Below are 19,066 nucleotides of genomic sequence, written 5' to 3' on the forward strand. Positions count from 1 at the left end.
TGCCGATTGAAGCCTCGACGAACATTGCAACCAGGGTAACCGCATTAAAATTGGGATTACTTTCTAACGAAAAGGGGACTGCAGAGGAACAACATCACAAAGGACAAAAGTGTCCTTTATAAAGGATAGATTTGTCCTCGACTGAGGACAGAACTGTCCTTACCTAAGGACAAAACTGCTTTTCTATATAATCGGCCACCCATATCGCCATCTCACCATTCGTCCGACAGATAAGAGCAATCGAGAATTTGGCACTTCTCCACTCCAAGACAACTGCATCACAATGTCCTAAATCCGTTCGATGGCATCTACAGAGGGGATTTCGTCAAGATAATCCCTATTTTGAGGCGGTTGCCTTGGTGCACATGTATTTACTTGGTGTCTTTATGCTTTTCTGTCTTATCTTTGTACGATTCTACGCGCCGTTTTAAGGCAAAGGAATAATTAGAAGAAGACTATGACAGCAGTAAAGATCGACTCCTCTCAGGCTACAGCCCTGCGAAGGATGATCGACCAAGCCGAAAGCATCGCTCTTGTCTCCCACACAGCTCCTGATGGAGATTCGGTGGGGAGCAGTATTGGCTTTGCAGAGATATTGAAAGGAATGGGTAAGAGCCGGATCAGCGTAATCGTGCCGGATAGTATCCCTCAATATCTATACTGTATAGCCGAGGCTGATCAAGTAATCATCCACGAAAACTATCCCGAAAAAGCTGAAACAGCCTTGTATGAAGCTGATCTCATTTTCTGTATGGACTTCAATGCTCCGCATCGTGTGGCAGGATTGAGATCTGCACTGGAGAATGCGTCAGCCCCTAAAGTGTTAGTGGATCATCACCTCTATCCGGCAGACATCTTTGCGCTCTGCTTTAGTTACCCCCCGTTGTCTTCTACCTCCGAATTGGTTCTGCGACTGACCAAAGCCATGGATATGGCAGACAGCCTATCCCAAGAAGCAGCTACGGCTCTCCTGACAGGCATCCTGACCGATACAGGCGTATTCTCCTACAATTCTTCCGATCCTGAGCTCTACATAATAGTGGCCGACCTCATGAGAGCGGGTGCCGACAAGGACAAAATCATCCAAAACACCTTCCAAGAGAACTCGGAAGGCAAGATGAGGATGCAGGGTTACGTTCTATATGAGAAGATGACCCTATTGCCGGAGCAAGGGACTGCATACTTCACACTCTCTGCCGAAGAGCTGAAGCGATTTGACAGCCGCACGGGTGACACCGATGGGCTGGCCAATATGCCCCTCGACATTGCGGGTATCGAAGCTGTGTGTTTCCTGCGAGAGGATAAGGAGCAGATCAAGCTCTCCTTCCGCTCTACAGGAGACTATCCCGTCAATGTGCTTGCCGAGAACTTCGGTGGTGGCGGGCACAAGAATGCTGCCGGAGGAGAATTCCGTGGCAGTTTGCAAGAAGCAACAGATAAGCTGCTGCAACTCTGGCGGGACTTCAACCCCAAGAATTACAGAAAGAACTAAACCAAAGACAAAAACAACATCAATAGAAAGATGAAAAAGATAATAACAACGACACTGCTGCCTGTATTGACCATTGCAATGGCGATCTTGGCATTTGGCAGCTGCAAGAAGAGTGATATCAAGTCGCTCAAGGAAATGAAGCAGGACGAGCGCAAAGCTATTGAGTCTTTCATCAGCCGCATGGGCTTCACCATCAAAGACGGTGCTGAAGGGCAGACGGAGTTCGACCCCAATGTCATGTATCACTTCGACAACGACTTATACATGCAGGTGCTGGACAAGGGCAAGGAGGCTCCGGAGCTGAATAAGACGAAGATCAACGTCCGAATGGAAGGCTTCTACTTCAATCGCGAACGTGACTCGATTGTCGTCTTCAATAGTCTTACTTCGGGAGGTTTCCAAGAGAGCGTATTCCGCTATATCCATACCTATAACGATGGAGACATCAACTTCGAGCTGATCCCCTGCACCACAGGAGCCAATCTTGATGCCTACGTTTGTCAAGGTATCGCTTTCCCCATGACGATGCTTGGCAATGGAGCACGTGTGCGACTGATCGTACCTTTCAGACTAGGTCCGGATAATCTTTATTCACAGGGAATGACCGGCTACTATAAAGAGGTGGAATACATCTTCCGTAAGTAAATAAAAAAGTGGGGGCTCATCCTCCACGTTTTTACACGCTTCTTTGTCTCATACAGATCACATATATCACAATTATCATGACTCTTATCAAATCCATATCCGGAATACGTGGCACCATCGGAGGAAAAGCCGATGAGGGGCTCAATCCAATCAGTATAGCACAGTTTACAGCTGCCTATGCGCATTTCATCAAACAATTGACCCACACCGAACGCCCCCGCATAGTCGTAGGACGCGATGCACGCCCTTCAGGGCCCATGGTCAAGAATATCGTATTAGGAGCACTTATGGGCATGGGATGCGATGTGATCGATATTGACTTAGCTACAACCCCCACAACCGAAATGGCGGTAACGGGATTAAATGCTGACGGAGGTATCATTATTACCGCCAGTCACAACCCAGTACAATGGAATGCACTCAAACTCTTGGGCCCTGCCGGAGAATTTCTCAACGATGCCGAAGGCAAGGAGATACTGCGCATAGCGGAAGCCGGAGAGGCAGAATTCGCTCCTGTAGAAAAGATGGGAAGCATCATTGACAGCCAAGACTATACTCCGGAGCACATCCGCTCGGTACTGGCTCTGCCTGCTGTGGATGCAGCAGCTATTCGTTCTGCAGGTTTCCGCGTGGCCATCGACTGCGTCAATTCTGTTGGAGGATTGGCCATACCGGCTTTGCTCGAAGCTTTGGGGGTGGAGACTGTCTTCTCGCTCTATTGTAAGCCGGACGGACAGTTCCCCCACAATCCGGAGCCACTCCCGCAGAACCTAACCGAGATCCTCAAGGTCGTAAAAGAGAATAAAGCCGATGTGGGCTTTGTCGTGGATCCGGACGTAGACCGCTTGGCTATCATCGATGAGAAAGGTGAGTTCTTCGGCGAGGAATATACATTGGTGGCAGTAGCTGACTATCTGCTGGAGCTGAACGGCGGCGGCAATACGGTGTCCAACCTCAGCTCTACACGTGCACTTCGTGACGTGACGACGAAGCGCAGTGGCCGATACGAGGCTGCTGCTGTAGGAGAAGTGAATGTCGTGGCCAAGATGAAGGAAATCGGAGCACTTATCGGTGGTGAAGGTAACGGTGGTGTTATTTACCCCGAACTCCATTACGGCAGAGATGCGCTTGTTGGTATCGCACTCTTCCTCACACTGATGGCTCACCGCAAGTCGGCAGTGAGTCGTCTGCGTGCCGAATATCCGGCTTACTATATGAGTAAGCAACGAGTGGACACTCCTGCGGGAACAAATACAGAAGCCCTCCTAAAGACGATGCATGACCGCTATAAAGACGAGCAAGTGACTACCGTGGACGGTGTGAAGATAGACTTCTCTGATAGCTGGGTGCATATGCGCCGAAGCAATACGGAACCTATCATCCGTATCTATACTGAGGCTGCCACTGAAGAGCAGGCACAAGCATTGGCCGATCGCTTCCGCATTGAGATCGAAAAGGAATTATAAATAAGACTAACAACGTCATTCATTGGCAAGAAAGAAGAAAGAACTCCCCCTGCTCAGCGGTGTGGAGATAACTGATCTGGCGGCAGAGGGCAATGCTCTCTGCCGCATTGATGATATGGTCATGTTCGTGCCTTTCGGGGCACCGGGTGATTGCTGCACCGTGCAGGTGGTCAAGAAGAAACGCAACTTCATGCAGGGGCGTATCGTCTCCATAGATCGTCCCTCACCGATGCGTCGCGAACCGTTCTGTCCGCACTTCACCGTCTGTGGTGGATGCAAGTGGCAGCACATCCCTTATGAGGTACAACTCGAAGCCAAGGAACGGCAGGTGACCGATGCATTGGTACGATTGGGCAAAGTGGAGGTAGAAGAAATGCTACCCATAGTTGGATCGGAACGAACAGAAAATTACCGCAACAAGCTCGAATTCACCTTCAGTAATAAGCGTTGGCTCCTACCCGAAGAGGTACAGGCCGTGGACGGTGACTTCTCTCCCAAAGTGCGATACGGGTTGGGGTTCCATATACCGGGCATGTTTGACAAAGTGCTGGATATTCGCGAATGCCATCTGGGCGATCCTTTGACGGATGAGATACGTCTCTTTGTCCGTGAACACTGTATGCGCGATCCGGAACGTTACCCTTTCTTTGATTTGCGTAACCAGGAAGGACTGATGCGTACATTGATGATCAGGACGACATCTACAGGCGAAGTGATGGTCGTCGTGGTCTTTTTCCGCGATGATGTGGAAGCACGAGAGTCGCTTCTCTCAGCTTTGCGCGAGCGTTTCCCTGCCATCACATCGCTTTTGTATGTGATCAATACGAAGTGCAACGACACGATAGGCGACCAAGAGGTATTGTGCTACCATGGCAGAGACTACATAGAGGAAGAAATGGAAGGACTGGGCTTCAAGATTGGTGCCAAGTCATTCTATCAGACCAATAGTCTGCAAGCCTATCGCCTCTATCAAGTGGCACGCGACTTCGCAGGACTGACTGGCAACGAGCTGGTCTATGACCTCTATACAGGGACGGGCACAATAGCCAACTTCGTCGCCCGCCGGGCCCGCCGCGTCATCGGCATCGAGTACGTACCCGAAGCCATTGAGGATGCTCGGGAGAACAGCCGACTCAATGCGATAGAGAATACGCTCTTCTATGCCGGCGACATGAAAGATATACTCACACACGACTTCATCGAGTCGCATGGCCGACCGGACGTGATCATTACCGATCCGCCGCGAGCCGGTATGCACGAAAGCGTAGTGGAAGCAATTCTCTTTGCTGCACCCGAGCGAATTGTCTATGTCAGTTGCAATCCCGCAACACAGGCACGTGATCTCTCACTACTCACAGCCGAAGGCGCCTATCGGGTGGTAAAGTCCCGTCCTGTGGATATGTTCCCACACACACACCATATTGAGAACGTGGTACTCCTGTGCCGCTGCTAAAGCATATGCACAAATAAAAGAAAGGCAACACTCTTCTCTGAATGTCACCTTTCTTTTATGAGTATACTGCTGTCGTAGGGTTAGGTCTGCAAAGAGCCGATCAGCTCGTTCACATCGTTGATCTTGTGTCTTACGAGATAATCTTCTATGCCCTCGAGGATTTTGATCGGCGCAGAAGGATCTACAAAATTGTAACAGCCTACCTGTACCGCCGTAGCTCCGGCGAGCAAAAACTCTATGGCATCGGCTGCCGTGGCTATTCCTCCCATACCAATGATAGGCACTTGGACAGCGCGGGCTGTCTGCCACACCATACGCAATGCAATGGGCTTAATGCAAGGCCCCGAAAGCCCTCCGGTGATGGTTGAGAGGATGGGGCGACGCTTCTCTGCGTCGATAGCCATGCCGAGGAAAGTATTGACCATTGAGATGGCATCAGCTCCCTCAGCCTCTACAGCACGTGCAATCTCGGTAATGTCTGTCACGTTGGGCGACAGTTTGACGATGAGCGTCTTGTCATAGGCTTGGCGTACGGCTTTGACTACTGAGGCAGCTCCCTCGCAGGTTACGCCATAGGCCATCCCTCCCTGCTTGACATTGGGGCAGGAAATATTCAGTTCGATAGCATGGATCTTTTCCAATGTATTGATCGCAGCAGCTGTCTCGGCATAGTCTTCGAGAGTAGAGCCACTTACATTGACTATCATTTCCGTACCATAATCTCGGATGGTAGGATAGATGTGATCCACAAAGTAGCGAACACCCTTGTTTTGGAGACCGACAGCGTTGAGCATACCTGCAGGTGTTTCAGCCATACGTGGATAGGGATTGCCCTCACGATGATGAAGAGTTGTACCCTTGACAACGATACCACCCAGACGGTCTATGTCAATAAAATCACTGTATTCGGTACCATAGCCATAAGTGCCGCTGGCTGTCATGACGGGGTTCTTGATCTTTAGCCCCCGACCTATTTGAACTTCTGTCAAAACCATTGCAGTCTATCAATATTAAATACGGGACCCTCCGTGCATACGCAGAGATTGCCTTCCTTGGTATTCTCCACACAACAGAGACACGCGCCGATACCACAAGCCATCGTATTCTCCAACGACACCTCACATGAAATAGCTCGCTTATGAGCCAACGAAGCCACAGCAACCATCATGGCTTTAGGCCCGCAGACATATATATGTGTATATGCACCCTCACGCAAAGCGGGATGATCCGTAACAAATCCTTTGACACCCATAGAACCGTCTTCTGTTGTTACATGGAGATGAGCAAACTCTTCGAAATGGTCTCTCATAACGATCAGATCGGCTGTGCGCGCTCCAAGCAGAACGTTAGGTTCAATACCTCTGGCACGCATACAGCGAGCCAAATAAAGCATCGGAGCCGTTCCTACGCCTCCACCGACAAGAAGGGGGCGATATGCTTCCGAAGACTGATTCGGAAAAGTAAATCCGTTGCCAAGCGGATAGAGAAGATCGACTGTATCTGATGTAGTCAAATGAGCCAATGCGTGAGTGCCTTTGCCTACCTTCTGGACCAATAAAAGAAGTTGCTGACGTGCATAATCGACATCACATACCGATATGGGGCGACGAAGGAATGCTCCCGAGGCCTCGGTAAGCACTTGAACAAATTGTCCGGGGAGAATTTCAGGAAGAGAAAAAGCTGCCTCCTGAGAGAATGGTGCCAATGTCAGCAAGAAATAGCTGTCATTTAGCTCCTTATTGGCCACAACTTGCAGTCTGTGATTGTATTTCATAGAGAGAGAAAAATGAGTTACAATATTCGGCTGCTAAATTACTAAAAAGAGGAGGCTTATTCCTTATCGGAATGAGACTCTTAGGGCAACCACCTCAAAATAGGGATTATCTTGACGAAATCCCCTCTGTAGATGCCATCGAACGGATTCAGGACATTGTGATGCAGTTGTCTTGGTGTGGAGAAGTGCCAAATTCTCGATTGCTCTTATCTGTCGGACGAATGGTGAGATGGCGATATGGGTGGCCGATTATATAGAAAAGCTGTTTTGTCCTTAGGTAAGGACAGTTCTGTCCTCAGTCGAGGACAAATCTATCCTTTATAAAGGACACTTTTGTCCTTTGTGATGTTGTTCCTCTGCAGTCCCCTTTTCGTTAGTCTGTAAAAGACAGTCTGGCTTCTTATCGAATTTGACTTTCTACACTGTTATAGATTGTTTTCTCGAAAAACAGACGAAAGTAATCCCTATTTTGATGCTGTTGCCCTGCGAAACTCTTGGTAACTACCGTCTGAATAGAAGACTGTTATTCTCTCGATTTGTTTCTCCGGTTTCTCAATAATTCTCACCTCTGGCTCACTCTTTGGCGCAAAATAATGCTGTGAGACGGATTCTCTGTGAGCTTCTGTGGGCGTAATTTCTCCTACAGAGGACGCAGAGCTGAAGAGATCGCCACCATACATATCAGACGAGTCTGTCTCTCCTCGTTTTTGTGGCCCATGCCCAAAGATAATCCACTCCGGATTCCATTCGTCGAAGCCTTGTACAATCTTATTGATCATATCCAGCGTCACTTTATTCCTGCCGGAAGCAAGATGCGTCAAAGCCGAACGAGAAATGCAGGCTTGATCCGCGAAAGCCGAAGGTGTCATCCCTAATTGCTCCATCATGGAGAGAATACGCGTTTTGATAGCATCTACATCAATCATAATACTGCCGTTTTGTCATTATTTTGGAGCGCAGTGCTCTTTGTTGGCAAATTTACAAACTTGAGTTTACATACACAAACAGCCGCGATTCGATTTTACATGATTAACCAACACAATTGTATGACACAATTGTGTGTTTACATCTATTTTGTTGATAAGTGCTGACTTGTCAACATAGATCGACACTTTAAGAATCTATAGATTATATCTGATTATCAGTATAGTACATAAGCTATACACATGTTATCTTCTCATTATTGCACAAACAGTAGTCCACCCTACTCTATTACTGATTAATCACATTAAGTATGGCTACATAATCAACTGATAACAAGATTGATATACATATTATAATCTCATGAATAAAATGCTCTTTGGAATACTGTTTACTTCTGTGTGCAATGCTATTACATTTGCATCAAAAGCTACCACCGCATCGGCGTATTTACGTTTGTGTGTCAAATCAATCGAATTACAATTATACCTGCCAGATAGTTGCTGACATTGTAAACGACATTTGTAAACACAGATGGATCGAACCCTATAAACTGCCAAAATGGCAGATAGAACAACTCTATATGGTCAAAAAAAGATACTGAAAAAGAGGATAAATTTTTTTTGACGAGAGAAAGTATCAAAATGTTGTAGAGCGCGAATTTGGGCAGGAAAAGGGCCAAATACGGCATTCGTCTATTTATAGCCCCAAAAAATGCAGTTATTCGCTCAAGGAAACACAGGAGAAAGAGATTCGAGGGTTACTCATGAGAATTGCCAAGTATGGACACGAGAAAGAGAAGGCTGAAGCAAATCTCCTTTCTTTTCAATGCAGAAAAGGATGATTAGCATCTGAATAGATTGGGGTTACTCTATAGAGATGTCATCAAAAAGCTTGCGTCTCTTCGGCAGCAACCGAAGGGATACAAAAAAGAAGGAAAACAGAAATATGGCAGATGAAGACTTAACAGCCTCATCTGACTAATGCTGAACTTACGCGATACTGAGCCCGAGACGTGTACGCAGTTCGTCGAAGAGAGGATTCTCAGCATTCAAACGCTCAATCTTTTCATCCAAAGAGACCGGAATACGGTTCACAGAGGAAGATTCAGCGATTTGAACATTCATTTTTAATGTCGTATTGCGGAGCTTTTCGGCGAGGAAATCCATCAGACGCATAGTAACCACGTCAAGAGCATCTTTCTGCTTGTTGTTCATGATTTCTACCACAAAAGCAGTAGTACCAGGAGTAAGACTCGGCAGACAGCTATTCATCGTATTCTTAAGATGTACGTCTTCCGTCAGCTGTTTTTCTGCGAACTCAAGCCAGGCCAAACGTAATTGTTCTTCATCGAAGGGCTCATTCATTTCCCTACGAAGCTGCTGCTCAGCGACCTGCTGCTGTTCCTTTTTGTTTCTCAATCCCCTGAGCGTAAAACGACTCCCCTCCGTCTCCACAGTGGGAGGGGTAACAATGCGAGCTTGAGGGACAGTCTTTACCTCCACAGGGTTCTCTTGGACGACAGGAGGAGGCGCAACTGTCAGCTCCTGAGGCTTAGACTCCTCTTGTACGCGCGGAGTAGGATGATAAGAAGCTTCCGGTGACTTCACAGCCGTTGGCAATGGCTGTGTCGCTATTGGTCGGGGAGGTGCCGCCGAAGTTGGTTGTGGCTGTGTAGCAGCAGGAGCAGGCTGAGCCGTTAATCCCTTGCTGAAGAGGGCGGCGATATTCATCATTGCCAATTCGAGCAAGAGACGTTTGCCATTACTCTGACGATACTGCTGGTCGCAAGCATTCAAAATCTTGAGCGACTGATAGAGAAATGCTGCAGAACAACGCCTCGCCGCATCGACATACCGCTGCATAACGACTTCCGACTGCTCCAATAGAGGCAAAGTCGATTGGTCCTGTGCCATCAGCAGATCACGGAAGAAAGCAGCCAAACCATTAACGATAACCTGACCATCAAAACCTTTGGAGAGGAGTTCGTTCAGCACGATAAGAACTGAGCGATAGTCGCCTTGCAAGAAGAAATCTGTCAAACGGAAGTAGTAGTCATAGTCAAGTATGTTGAGGTTCTCGATCGTATTGGCATAAGTGATATTACCTTCCGAAAAACGAGCTATACGATCAAACAGAGAAAGTGCGTCACGCATTCCACCGTCTGCCTTGGACGCTATCACAGCCAAGGCCTCAGGTTCCACTTGTACTCCTTCACTCTCGGCCACATAATGTAGATGTTGCTCGATGCGAGCAGGGGGAATCCGCTTGAAATCGAATATCTGACAACGAGAAAGGATAGTCGGCAGCACCTTGTGCTTCTCCGTCGTAGCCAGGATGAATATTACATAAGAAGGAGGTTCTTCGAGCGTTTTCAAGAAAGCATTGAAGGCCTGATTCGAGAGCATATGCACCTCATCGATGATATAGATCTTATACTTCCCGATCTGAGGAGGCACGTTGGCTTGTTCCGTCAGCAGGCGAATGTCGTCCACAGAGTTATTGGAAGCGGCATCCAACTCATATATATTCATGGAGCGCTGCTCATTGAAGGCCATACAGGACTCGCACTTGCCACAAGCTTCGCCGTCCGGCTGCCTATCCATGCAGTTGATGGCACGAGCAAAGATGCGTGCACATGAGGTCTTTCCTACACCTCTCGGCCCACAAAAGAGGTAGGCATGAGCCGTCTTTTGTTGTACTATCGAACTTTTGAGCGTGGTAGATAGAGCCTCCTGCCCCACCATTGAGGCAAAGGTATCGGGACGGTATTTGAGCGCTGATACGATATATTTCGTTTCCATGAGCCGAGCTTGTTAGCTTGAATAACAAAGGTAATCTAAAAAGAGGCAGGAAAAGCCACCAACTCCTTATTAGTCCTGCAGAAAATCACCTCAAAAAGAAAGTCCCAAGTCGACTACACACTCCTAATAATGACAGAAGCGTGTGCCGACTTGGGACCAATGAATTAACGCCGTGCTACGAATGTCTCTCCGAAGAGGTGCATAGCATCAGCCTACAATCTACTATAGATCAATGTAGAGCACAGCCGCTACACTTCTCTAGTATCAGCGTAAAGAAGTCATTTCCTTTGTCATCTACCAAGATGAAAGCAGGGAAGTCTTCCACCTCTATCTTCCAAATTGCCTCCATACCCAACTCAGGGTATTCCAGACACTCTACTTTCTTGATACTGTCTTGTGCCAAGATAGCTGCCGGTCCCCCTACACTGCCGAGATAGAAGCCGCCGTACTTGTGGCAGGCATCGGTCACTTGCTGGGAGCGGTTGCCCTTTGCGATCATCACCATGCTGCCTCCATGCGATTGGAAGAGATCCACATAACTATCCATTCGGCCTGCAGTCGTTGGGCCAAACGAACCACTCGGCATTCCTTTAGGCGTCTTGGCCGGACCGGCATAGTAGATAGGATGATTCTTGATGTACTCGGGTAATCCCTCACCCTTGTCGATACGCTCTTTCAATTTGGCATGAGCGATATCACGCCCTACAATGATCGTACCGTTGAGGGACAGACGTGTAGAAACGGGATATTGTGCCAGCTCCTTCAGAATCTCCGGCATCGGACGATTCAGATCCACCTTAACAACGTGTCCCTCCGTGCCTTGACGCATGGATTCGGGGATAAGACGTGCAGGATTGGTCTCCATCTTTTCGATCCAGATACCTTCTCTATTGATCTTCGCTTTGATGTTGCGGTCTGCCGAGCAGCTCACACCCATTCCCACGGGGCAGCTGGCTCCGTGGCGAGGCAGACGGATGATGCGTACATCATGGGCAAAGTATTTACCACCGAACTGTGCACCCAGCCCCAAACGATGAGAGGCTTCGAGCACTTCGCGCTCCAACTCTACATCACGAAAGGCGCGACCGCCTTCGTTACCTGACGTAGGCAGATTGTCATAATACTTGGCCGAAGCCAGCTTTACAGTCTTGAGATTAGTTTCGGCCGACGTGCCGCCTATCACGAATGCGATATGATAAGGAGGACAAGCGGCAGTACCCAACGTGCTCATCTTATCCACGAGGTACTTCACGAGGCTCTCGGGATTGAGCAGAGCCTTAGTTTCCTGATAGAGGTAGGTCTTATTGGCAGAGCCACCACCCTTGGCTACACAGAGGAAGTCGTATTCCATTCCGTCTACAGCCATGAGGTCTATTTGTGCGGGCAGGTTGCATCCCGTATTCACTTCCTTGTACATATCCAAAGGAGCGTTCTGCGAATAGCGCAGATTGTCCTGCGTGTAGGTGTCATATACACCATGCGAGAGATATTCTTCGTCGTGACCTCCGGTCCAAACCTGCTGTCCTTTCTTGCCGAGTATGATAGCCGTACCCGTATCTTGACAGAAGGGAAGCTGTCCCTTGGCCGATACTTCTGCATTGCGCAGGAAGGTTAGAGCCACGAACTTGTCGTTTTCGCTGGCTTCGGGATCGGACAAAATCTTGGCCACCTGCTCCTGATGATCAGGGCGCAGATAGAAAGCCACGTCGTGAAAAGCCGTTCGTGCCAACAAACGCAGAGCCTCGGGATCTACCCGCAGCATCTCGTGGTCGCCAAACTTCTCTACCGATACATAATCCTTCGTCAGAAGATAATACTCAGTCGTATCCGGCTCCATCGGGAAGGGTTTCTGATACTTAAATTCTGGAGTTGCCATAGTAATCGTTACATTATTAAAGTGATAATCGTCTTCTTCGTTTCTTATTCGACATCGGTGCCGGAATGGCTGCATCTTTGACTGCACAGTCGTCAGCTCTTCGGAAGATCGGGCTGCAATCTCACGGAGACATGGCAGACAAAGGCAGTCGGAATAATGTGCCGCAAGGTATATGCGATGATGCTCTTGCAGCACCACTTGTCTGCAATCACACTGCATCTCGGGCAGATCATGCCCACACAGAAAGGCGAGTCCGCACCGCGGACATACTTTCTGCCGGTATGCTCCTTGCCCTACTCGGTTCATAGATGCGCGGGAAGTGCCGCAAGAGCTTTTTGGTAGCCCCCTACCAGTTCGTCCATGATCTGAGCCACGGTCTCAGGATGCTTGATTTGTGAAGCAGCCTGCCCTATTTCGAGTTCGCCTTCTTCCAAGTCGCCTTCAAAGATTCCCTGTTTGGCACGACCGCGACCGAGGATGGCTCGCAATTCTTCGGCAGATGCACCACGCTGTTCGGCAGCAGTCACATCTTGATAGAACTTATTCTTCAACAAGCGCGTCGGAGACACAGCCTTGAGCGACAGCATCGTGCCTCCCTCACCCGACTCACGGCAGTAGGCCTTGAAGCTCTCGTGCGCTGAACTCTCCTCGCTCAAAGCGAAACGCGTGCCCACCTGTACCCCGTCGGCACCCAATGCCAAGGCAGCAGCCACCGCACGTCCAGAGGCGATACCGCCTGCTGCAACCACGGGAATAGTCACGGCATCCACCACTTCCGGGATAAGACACAGCGTAGTAGTCTCCTCACGGCCATTGTGTCCGCCGGCTTCGAAGCCCTCAGCCACGACTGCATCGACACCCGCATCTTGTGATTTGCGCGCAAAAAGGGCACTGCTCACCACATGGATCACCTTGCATCCGGTTGCTTTCAGCTTGGCCGTCCACACTTTGGGGCTGCCGGCAGAAGTTACCACCACGGGTACCTGCTCACGCATGATGATCTCCATGATCTGTTCTATGTCCGGATACAAGAGCGGAACGTTCACGCCGAAAGGCTTGTTCGTCGCAGCCTTGCACGAACGGATGTGGTGCTCCAAGTTCTCGGGGTGCATGGAGCCGGCACCAATGAGTCCCAAGCCACCGGCATTACTGACAGCAGCTGCCAGCTTCCACCCGCTACACCACACCATACCTCCCGAGATAATCGGATACTCAATGCCCAATAATTCGCAAATTCTATTCATACCTACAGTCTTTATTTGTTGTTTTTATCATCTATATTTCCGTGGAGATATGCCTTCTCGTTTCGGCTCACTCCGAGCACACCTTTGACCTTTCGATAGTAAGCCAACGCCTCTTCCTCACTCTTGCCACGGGGCACGCTCAGCGCCATGCCGTGGAGATTCTTGTAGTGATACACGATCTCGGAGCAGTAGAGTCGGGCAGCTTTTATAAGGTTAAGCTTTCCCTCTTCGCTGTCATAGAAAGCGATCACGATCCGTGACACAGTATCCGTAGCGATAGCTTCAGCCTTTACACCTTGCTCTCGCTCTCGGGGGAGTGTGCATGCATTCGAGAAAAATACGATCCCCGCCAAGACAGTGGTCAGTAGCCTTGCTGCTACCATTCCTGTCAGTCGTCTGGTAAAAAGATTGCACATAGGCACAAAAATAAGTACAAATGCTGACTTTCCCTAAGCGGGTTCTGCTCTGCTCATAGGAGAGACATGTTGCAGGAGATTCGATGAGGGCGCACTGACGAAGAAAAAACTATTGTGCCAGCATCTTTTTTAACTTTCCATAAGCGTAGAGATGCATAAAGTATAAATGTCGAAATTATGAGGCAAAAACCAAGAGAATATGGCACCGAAAGCTCGGAATAACTTGCGCATAAAATTCTTCGATTTGGGACAAGTTTTGTTTTATTATGGCGCCAAAAAAAATTTATTTTGGCGCGAGTTTTTTCGACAATATACATGTGATGAAAATCATAACACTTTTACATGTTTATTTACACATGCGCATTTGTTCCGACAAAGGAGACATGCTGCGCAATGATGCTACTACAAACGAATGCTATGCATAGGCAGGAACGAATCGGTATTTTGGCCTCGCTTTAGGGCAAATACACTTAGAACTCAGGCTAATATCCCTGCCCTGTTTATATTAACTTTGTAACTATGAAACAGAAAAATGGAATGAATGCGTCCAAGAAACTGCTCGTCATCCACAGAGCATTAGCCCCCTATCGTATCGAATTGCTCAACGCCTTGTCTGCGGCTTTCGATGCGCATATTTACTTCGAATACGCCTCCCCTATCGAACAAAGATTCGATGCTTCAGAGCTGGCCAAACGCGTTCACTTCCGTAGCGAGGTACTCCCTCCCGCTCCGAGTCTCATAGGACTCAAGAACTACCGTCCCTACGCCACGTCACTTGTCCGCTCACTTCGTCCGGATGCCGTGCTTTGTAGTGAGTTCAACCTCCTGACCCTGATGTTGGCAGCCACGTGTCGTCTCGTCTCCCCCGCCACCAAACTCTACGTCCTGTGTGACGACAACGAGCAGATGGCAGAGTCCGAACTACGTTACGGGCAAGGATTGAAACATAGGATGCTCTCCTACGTGGACGGAGTGATACTATGCGACAGCCGCGCGACGGAGCTATACGCTGCCCGATACGCGACGTTGGACAGGGAGCGCTTCGTCTATTTCCCTATTTTGCAGGATGAAAAGGTGCTGCGCCCGCTATACGAAAGAGCCTTCAGTCAGGGACGTAAAGAGCGCGACCGCCTCGTGCCTCAAGGCCATCGGATGATGCTCTACGTGGGACGCCTCTCAGAGGAGAAAAACCTGCCTGCACTCATCGGTAGTCTCTCCCGTCTGCCCGAGGACGTACATCTTGTACTGGTCGGTGACGGCCCCATGTTGCCGACCCTCATCGGGCGAGTGGGCGCTGCCGGCCTGTCGGAGCGTGTCACCTTCGTAGGCAAGAAAGAGGGCAGCGACCTCTATGCCTACTACACACAAGCCGACTGCCTCGTTCTGCCCAGCACGAGAGAGTGCTTCGGTTCGGTTGTTAACGAGGCTCTCGTGTCAGGTGTACCAGTCATTTGTAGCCGTATTGCCGGTGCTTCTTGCTTGATTTCGTCACAGAATGGACGCGTCTTCGACCCCATGCTGCCCGAGGATTTGGCCAGAGCGTGCACCGATTTGTTAGAGGGACTTCCCCCTTTCCGCGGCGACAGCCTGCGTCCTTCGCTCATGCCCTACTCTTTCGACGAGGCCATACGTCCCGTCCTAACGCTTTTGGACAGATGAAAATCCTCTTGTTCAATACATCTGATGCCCGAGGTGGTGCCGCCGTGGCTGCTGTTCGTCTCATGGAAGCATTGCAGAGTGTGGGTGCAGAAGTGAGGATGCTCGTCCTGAATCAAGACAGCTCACGCCCCGAAGTCGAGGCACTCCACGAAGGCAAATGGGGTCGTCTGGCAGCACGCGGAGCATTTGTTGCTGAACGACTACATATATATATGTGTAACGGACGAGATCGTAGCCGTCTCTTCCACGTAAGCACAGCACTCACGGGACACGACATCAGTCGGCACCCTTGGGTACAGTGGGCCGATGTGCTCCACCTCCATTGGATCAATCAAGGATTTCTGTCTCTACGTGGACTTGGACGTCTGAACCGCTGTGGTAAGCCCGTGGTCTGGACGATGCACGATATGTGGCCGGTGACAGCCATCTGCCACCACGCTCGCGAATGTATTCGCTACCAAACGATATGCGGGGCATGTCCGCAAATCTCCTCTCATCGGGAGCACGACTTGGCACACCGTGTGTGGATACGCAAGTCGCAAGTGCTGTCACATTTACGCCCTACGCTGGTGGGCTGTAGCCATTGGTTGGCCGATTTGGCACGAAAGAGCGCACTGACCTCAGGACTACGCATCGAATCCATCCCCAATCCCATCGACGCGAATCTCTTCGCCCCGGGTAGTCGCACGGCTGCACGAGAAGCCTTAAGGTTGCCAATGGACAAAACCTTGATACTCTTCGGAGCAGTCCAGGCCGACGATCCTCGCAAGGGGATATACGAGCTATCGCAAGCGATGCAGTGCTTGAAGACAGATTATCCGGATCAGAACAGAGAAGTCCGACTCGTTGTATTTGGTACACTGCGTGAGGAGGTGCACAAACTCTTTCCCGACCACGAGATAATCCCTGTGGGTTACGTCCGCGATCCGCATCGCATGGCCGAACTGTATAGAGCGGCAGACCTCTTCGTGACACCATCGTTGGAGGAGAATCTGCCCAATACCATCATGGAATCCCTCTCTGTGGGTACCCCCTGCATAGCTTTTCGGGTAGGAGGTATTCCCCAAATGATCGTACAGGGCAGTACCGGATACTTGGCAGAGTACCGCCAAGCTTCTGATCTGGCAAAGGGAATGGCAGAAACCATCACCATGTTGGGACGAAGTAGGGAGAGCGTTGCCACAGATTGTCGTTCATTCGTCATGACACATTACTCTCGGCAGGCAGTAGCCGATCGAATGATGCAGTTGTACCGCGAATTAGTCTGAGGTATCACCACACCTCTTTGTAGAGGATGCCAATCGGTCAATACGACCTTTTTGGCTCCAAAACAATACCTTTGCAACAATAATCAATCAGAAAATAACAACGATGAACAGCATAAGAGAAGGAGAAAACGAACTGTCTCTGCTCGGCACAAAGACCGAATACCGTCAGGACTACGCACCGGAAGTACTGGAAGCTTTCACCAATAAGCACCAAGAGAACGACTACTGGGTGCGTTTTGACTGTCCGGAGTTTACAGGCTTATGTCCCATTACAGGACAACCGGACTTCGCCACCATACACATTAACTACATCCCCGATGTGAAAATGGTGGAGAGCAAAAGTCTCAAGCTCTACCTCTTCAGTTTCCGTAACCACGGAGCTTTCCATGAGGACTGTGTCAATATCATCATGAAGGACCTCATCCATCTGATGCAACCCCGCTACATCGAAGTGTGGGGTGACTTCTCTCCGCGAGGAGGTATCAGCATCGTTCCTTTCTGCAACTACGGCAGGCCCGGCACACGATACGAACAATTGGCGGAGAGAAGGCTAGAGTCCTACCGCTAAACATCGAAGTTCTCCTTACGTTTCCGAGCATGAAGATTCTCACAATCATCAATCCCATATCGGGCATTGGCTCCAAGAGTAATATCCCGAGCCTCATAGCCGAAGTTTTTGCACGCGAGCCTCACGAGCTTTTCATCACCTATTCGCAGCGTGCAGGGCATGCTCGTGAGCTTGCAGCGCAGGCAGTCGACAAGCATTACGACTGTGTCATTGCAGTCGGAGGGGACGGTACTGTCAACGAAATTGCCCAAAGCTTACGCTATACAGACGTAGCTTTAGGAATTATCCCGAAGGGTTCGGGCAACGGTTTGGCCCGTGCGCTGAAATTACCGCTCACCGTCAGCAAGGCTCTTGACGTCATCAAAGCCGGTCATATCCGCACCATCGACTGCTGCGAGGCAGAAGATCATCCTTTCTTCTGCACCTGTGGATTGGGATTCGATGCGGAGGTGAGTAACAAATTTGCTCAAGCCGGCACGCGCGGTCCTATCACTTATGCACGAACAATGATCGAGAGTTTCTTGCAAAACGAACCGAAAGAATACAAACTGACAATCGATGGCAAATCATTTGTAGAGAAGGCTTTCCTTGTCACTTGTGCCAATGCTCCCCAATATGGGAACAACGCTTATATAGCACCGCTCGCAGATTTGGAAGATGGTAAGATGGATGTCGTCATCATCCGACCCTTCAATCCGCTCGAAGCCCCGCAATTGGCACTACAACTCTTCACCAAGCGTATCAACAGCAACTCCAATCTGGACACCTATAAGGCCGAGAACCTCATTATCGAACGCGACAGAGAGGGTGTCGTACACATTGACGGAGATCCTGTTATGTTAGGTAAACGGATCAAAGTACGCACCTACGGTCGCTCACTCAAGGTCTTTGCTCCGGAGAATTACGACTAACTTCTCTTCTAAACCTAACAGAAAAGCCCGTAACCACTCTCGGCTACGGGCTTTTTATTTCTCATTCCTGACAGACTATCCGCTCATCAATAATTAACAATACGGATACCATCGGGCTGACGGACAACCATGTACTGTCGCATTCTACGGGGAGTTTCGGTAGAAGCTGCGGGCCCGTCGATGGGAGCACCACCGTTCTCTGCAACATTGAACACGCTACCACAATGCGGACATCTGACCACAAAAGGATTCTCTGCCACCGGTCGCACTCGAATGTCCTGCTTAACTTCGTACGGACAACAGAGATCATAGGCAAAATCCTCAGCTGCAGGAGTGATCGAACGCGACACGACTAAAAGACCACCATACCCGATAGCACTATTCTCGACGTCCAGACTCGTAATGGATACCATTCCATCCTTGAGCAATTTGATGCCCAAAGCACTATTGTCGTAGATGGTGTAGTTCACGGGCACGTTCGGAATCGTCTGCACAGCGACCTCCTTTCCGCAAGAAGCAAAGATGCTCCCTCCGATAAATATCAGAGAGAACATTCGCAGACTGCGCAA

At 49.5% G+C, this 19,066-nt stretch carries 16 protein-coding genes and 1 pseudogene; 8 read left to right on the top strand and 9 right to left on the bottom strand.

Annotated elements, in window-relative coordinates:
- Positions 1–457 precede the first annotated feature (457 nt).
- From C7382_RS01420 to rlmD, 4 genes are all read left to right on the top strand, one after another.
- On the top strand, positions 458–1,492 hold the full coding sequence (locus tag C7382_RS01420; protein ID WP_116678541.1) for a DHH family phosphoesterase: 1,035 nt from the start codon (positions 458–460) through the stop codon (positions 1,490–1,492).
- Between the two features lie 30 nt (positions 1,493–1,522).
- A complete protein-coding gene (locus tag C7382_RS01425; RefSeq protein WP_116678542.1) occupies positions 1,523–2,137 on the top strand; it encodes a DUF4827 domain-containing protein in 615 nt (204 codons plus the stop codon).
- Between the two features lie 77 nt (positions 2,138–2,214).
- On the top strand, positions 2,215–3,603 hold the full coding sequence (gene glmM, locus C7382_RS01430; protein ID WP_116678543.1) for a phosphoglucosamine mutase: 1,389 nt from the start codon (positions 2,215–2,217) through the stop codon (positions 3,601–3,603).
- Positions 3,604–3,625: 22 nt separating this feature from the next.
- Positions 3,626–5,056: a 23S rRNA (uracil(1939)-C(5))-methyltransferase RlmD gene (rlmD, locus tag C7382_RS01435; RefSeq protein ID WP_116678544.1), complete on the top strand. Its 1,431-nt coding sequence runs from the start codon at positions 3,626–3,628 to the stop codon at positions 5,054–5,056.
- Positions 5,057–5,136: 80 nt separating this feature from the next.
- Here rlmD and C7382_RS01440 read toward each other — a convergent pair whose 3' ends face one another.
- The 8 genes and pseudogenes from C7382_RS01440 to C7382_RS01475 all read right to left on the bottom strand — a co-directional run bounded on the left by C7382_RS01440 (position 5,137) and on the right by C7382_RS01475 (position 14,058).
- Positions 5,137–6,051: a dihydroorotate dehydrogenase gene (locus C7382_RS01440; protein ID WP_116678545.1), complete on the bottom strand. Its 915-nt coding sequence runs from the start codon at positions 6,049–6,051 to the stop codon at positions 5,137–5,139.
- Complete coding sequence (locus C7382_RS01445; RefSeq protein ID WP_116678546.1) at positions 6,042–6,830, bottom strand: dihydroorotate dehydrogenase electron transfer subunit; 789 nt, start codon at positions 6,828–6,830, stop codon at positions 6,042–6,044. Before C7382_RS01445 ends, C7382_RS01440 begins: the two co-directional genes overlap by 10 nt.
- Before the next feature lie 464 nt (positions 6,831–7,294).
- Positions 7,295–7,756: a helix-turn-helix domain-containing protein gene (locus tag C7382_RS01450; protein ID WP_116678547.1), complete on the bottom strand. Its 462-nt coding sequence runs from the start codon at positions 7,754–7,756 to the stop codon at positions 7,295–7,297.
- A gap of 987 nt (positions 7,757–8,743) precedes the next feature.
- Positions 8,744–10,555 carry a DNA polymerase III subunit gamma/tau gene (locus C7382_RS01460; RefSeq protein WP_116678549.1) on the bottom strand — a complete coding sequence of 604 codons (1,812 nt, stop codon included), beginning with the start codon at positions 10,553–10,555 and terminating at the stop codon, positions 8,744–8,746.
- 229 nt (positions 10,556–10,784) lie between these two features.
- On the bottom strand, positions 10,785–12,431 hold the full coding sequence (locus tag C7382_RS01465; protein WP_243405617.1) for a fumarate hydratase: 1,647 nt from the start codon (positions 12,429–12,431) through the stop codon (positions 10,785–10,787).
- Between the two features lie 135 nt (positions 12,432–12,566).
- Positions 12,567–12,737, bottom strand: a pseudogene (locus tag C7382_RS10275) (cysteine-rich CWC family protein); the annotation flags it as partial.
- Complete coding sequence (locus C7382_RS01470; RefSeq protein WP_116678551.1) at positions 12,734–13,675, bottom strand: NAD(P)H-dependent flavin oxidoreductase; 942 nt, start codon at positions 13,673–13,675, stop codon at positions 12,734–12,736. The pseudogene C7382_RS10275 and the gene C7382_RS01470, both read right to left, overlap by 4 nt.
- A gap of 11 nt (positions 13,676–13,686) precedes the next feature.
- Positions 13,687–14,058, bottom strand: coding sequence for a hypothetical protein (locus C7382_RS01475; RefSeq protein WP_116678552.1), 372 nt, complete (start codon positions 14,056–14,058; stop codon positions 13,687–13,689).
- A 552-nt stretch (positions 14,059–14,610) separates the two neighbouring features.
- Between C7382_RS01475 and C7382_RS01480 the strand changes: the two genes are divergently transcribed.
- The 4 genes from C7382_RS01480 to C7382_RS01495 all read left to right on the top strand — a co-directional run bounded on the left by C7382_RS01480 (position 14,611) and on the right by C7382_RS01495 (position 18,497).
- On the top strand, positions 14,611–15,750 hold the full coding sequence (locus C7382_RS01480; protein WP_243405618.1) for a glycosyltransferase family 4 protein: 1,140 nt from the start codon (positions 14,611–14,613) through the stop codon (positions 15,748–15,750).
- The gene (locus tag C7382_RS01485) at positions 15,747–17,018 is read left to right on the top strand and encodes a glycosyltransferase (protein ID WP_116678554.1); all 1,272 of its coding nucleotides are present in this window, start codon (positions 15,747–15,749) and stop codon (positions 17,016–17,018) included. Before C7382_RS01480 ends, C7382_RS01485 begins: the two co-directional genes overlap by 4 nt.
- Positions 17,019–17,121: 103 nt before the next feature.
- Entirely contained in the window at positions 17,122–17,586 is a 465-nt protein-coding gene (gene queF / locus C7382_RS01490) for a preQ(1) synthase (RefSeq protein ID WP_116678555.1), read from the top strand.
- 29 nt (positions 17,587–17,615) lie between these two features.
- The gene (locus tag C7382_RS01495; RefSeq protein WP_116678556.1) at positions 17,616–18,497 is read left to right on the top strand and encodes a diacylglycerol/lipid kinase family protein; all 882 of its coding nucleotides are present in this window, start codon (positions 17,616–17,618) and stop codon (positions 18,495–18,497) included.
- A gap of 86 nt (positions 18,498–18,583) precedes the next feature.
- On the opposite strand, the gene C7382_RS01500 is transcribed toward C7382_RS01495, so the two are convergent.
- Entirely contained in the window at positions 18,584–19,051 is a 468-nt protein-coding gene (locus tag C7382_RS01500) for a hypothetical protein (RefSeq protein ID WP_116678557.1), read from the bottom strand.
- Positions 19,052–19,066: the final 15 nt, after the last annotated feature.

The organism is Porphyromonas loveana, assembly GCF_003096695.1.
Lineage (GTDB): Bacteria > Bacteroidota > Bacteroidia > Bacteroidales > Porphyromonadaceae > Porphyromonas > Porphyromonas loveana.

Coding starts and splice junctions, on each gene's coding strand:
- C7382_RS01420 (WP_116678541.1), top strand. CDS start 458: ATGACAGCAGTAAAGATCGACTCCTCTCAGGCTACAGCCCTGCGAAGG.
- C7382_RS01425 (WP_116678542.1), top strand. CDS start 1,523: ATGAAAAAGATAATAACAACGACACTGCTGCCTGTATTGACCATTGCA.
- glmM (WP_116678543.1), top strand. CDS start 2,215: ATGACTCTTATCAAATCCATATCCGGAATACGTGGCACCATCGGAGGA.
- C7382_RS01440 (WP_116678545.1), bottom strand. CDS start 6,051: ATGGTTTTGACAGAAGTTCAAATAGGTCGGGGGCTAAAGATCAAGAAC.
- C7382_RS01445 (WP_116678546.1), bottom strand. CDS start 6,830: ATGAAATACAATCACAGACTGCAAGTTGTGGCCAATAAGGAGCTAAAT.
- C7382_RS01450 (WP_116678547.1), bottom strand. CDS start 7,756: ATGATTGATGTAGATGCTATCAAAACGCGTATTCTCTCCATGATGGAG.
- C7382_RS01460 (WP_116678549.1), bottom strand. CDS start 10,555: ATGGAAACGAAATATATCGTATCAGCGCTCAAATACCGTCCCGATACC.
- C7382_RS01465 (WP_243405617.1), bottom strand. CDS start 12,431: ATGGCAACTCCAGAATTTAAGTATCAGAAACCCTTCCCGATGGAGCCG.
- C7382_RS01470 (WP_116678551.1), bottom strand. CDS start 13,675: ATGAATAGAATTTGCGAATTATTGGGCATTGAGTATCCGATTATCTCG.
- C7382_RS01475 (WP_116678552.1), bottom strand. CDS start 14,058: ATGGTAGCAGCAAGGCTACTGACCACTGTCTTGGCGGGGATCGTATTT.
- C7382_RS01480 (WP_243405618.1), top strand. CDS start 14,611: ATGAAACAGAAAAATGGAATGAATGCGTCCAAGAAACTGCTCGTCATC.
- C7382_RS01485 (WP_116678554.1), top strand. CDS start 15,747: ATGAAAATCCTCTTGTTCAATACATCTGATGCCCGAGGTGGTGCCGCC.
- queF (WP_116678555.1), top strand. CDS start 17,122: ATGAACAGCATAAGAGAAGGAGAAAACGAACTGTCTCTGCTCGGCACA.
- C7382_RS01495 (WP_116678556.1), top strand. CDS start 17,616: ATGAAGATTCTCACAATCATCAATCCCATATCGGGCATTGGCTCCAAG.
- C7382_RS01500 (WP_116678557.1), bottom strand. CDS start 19,051: ATGTTCTCTCTGATATTTATCGGAGGGAGCATCTTTGCTTCTTGCGGA.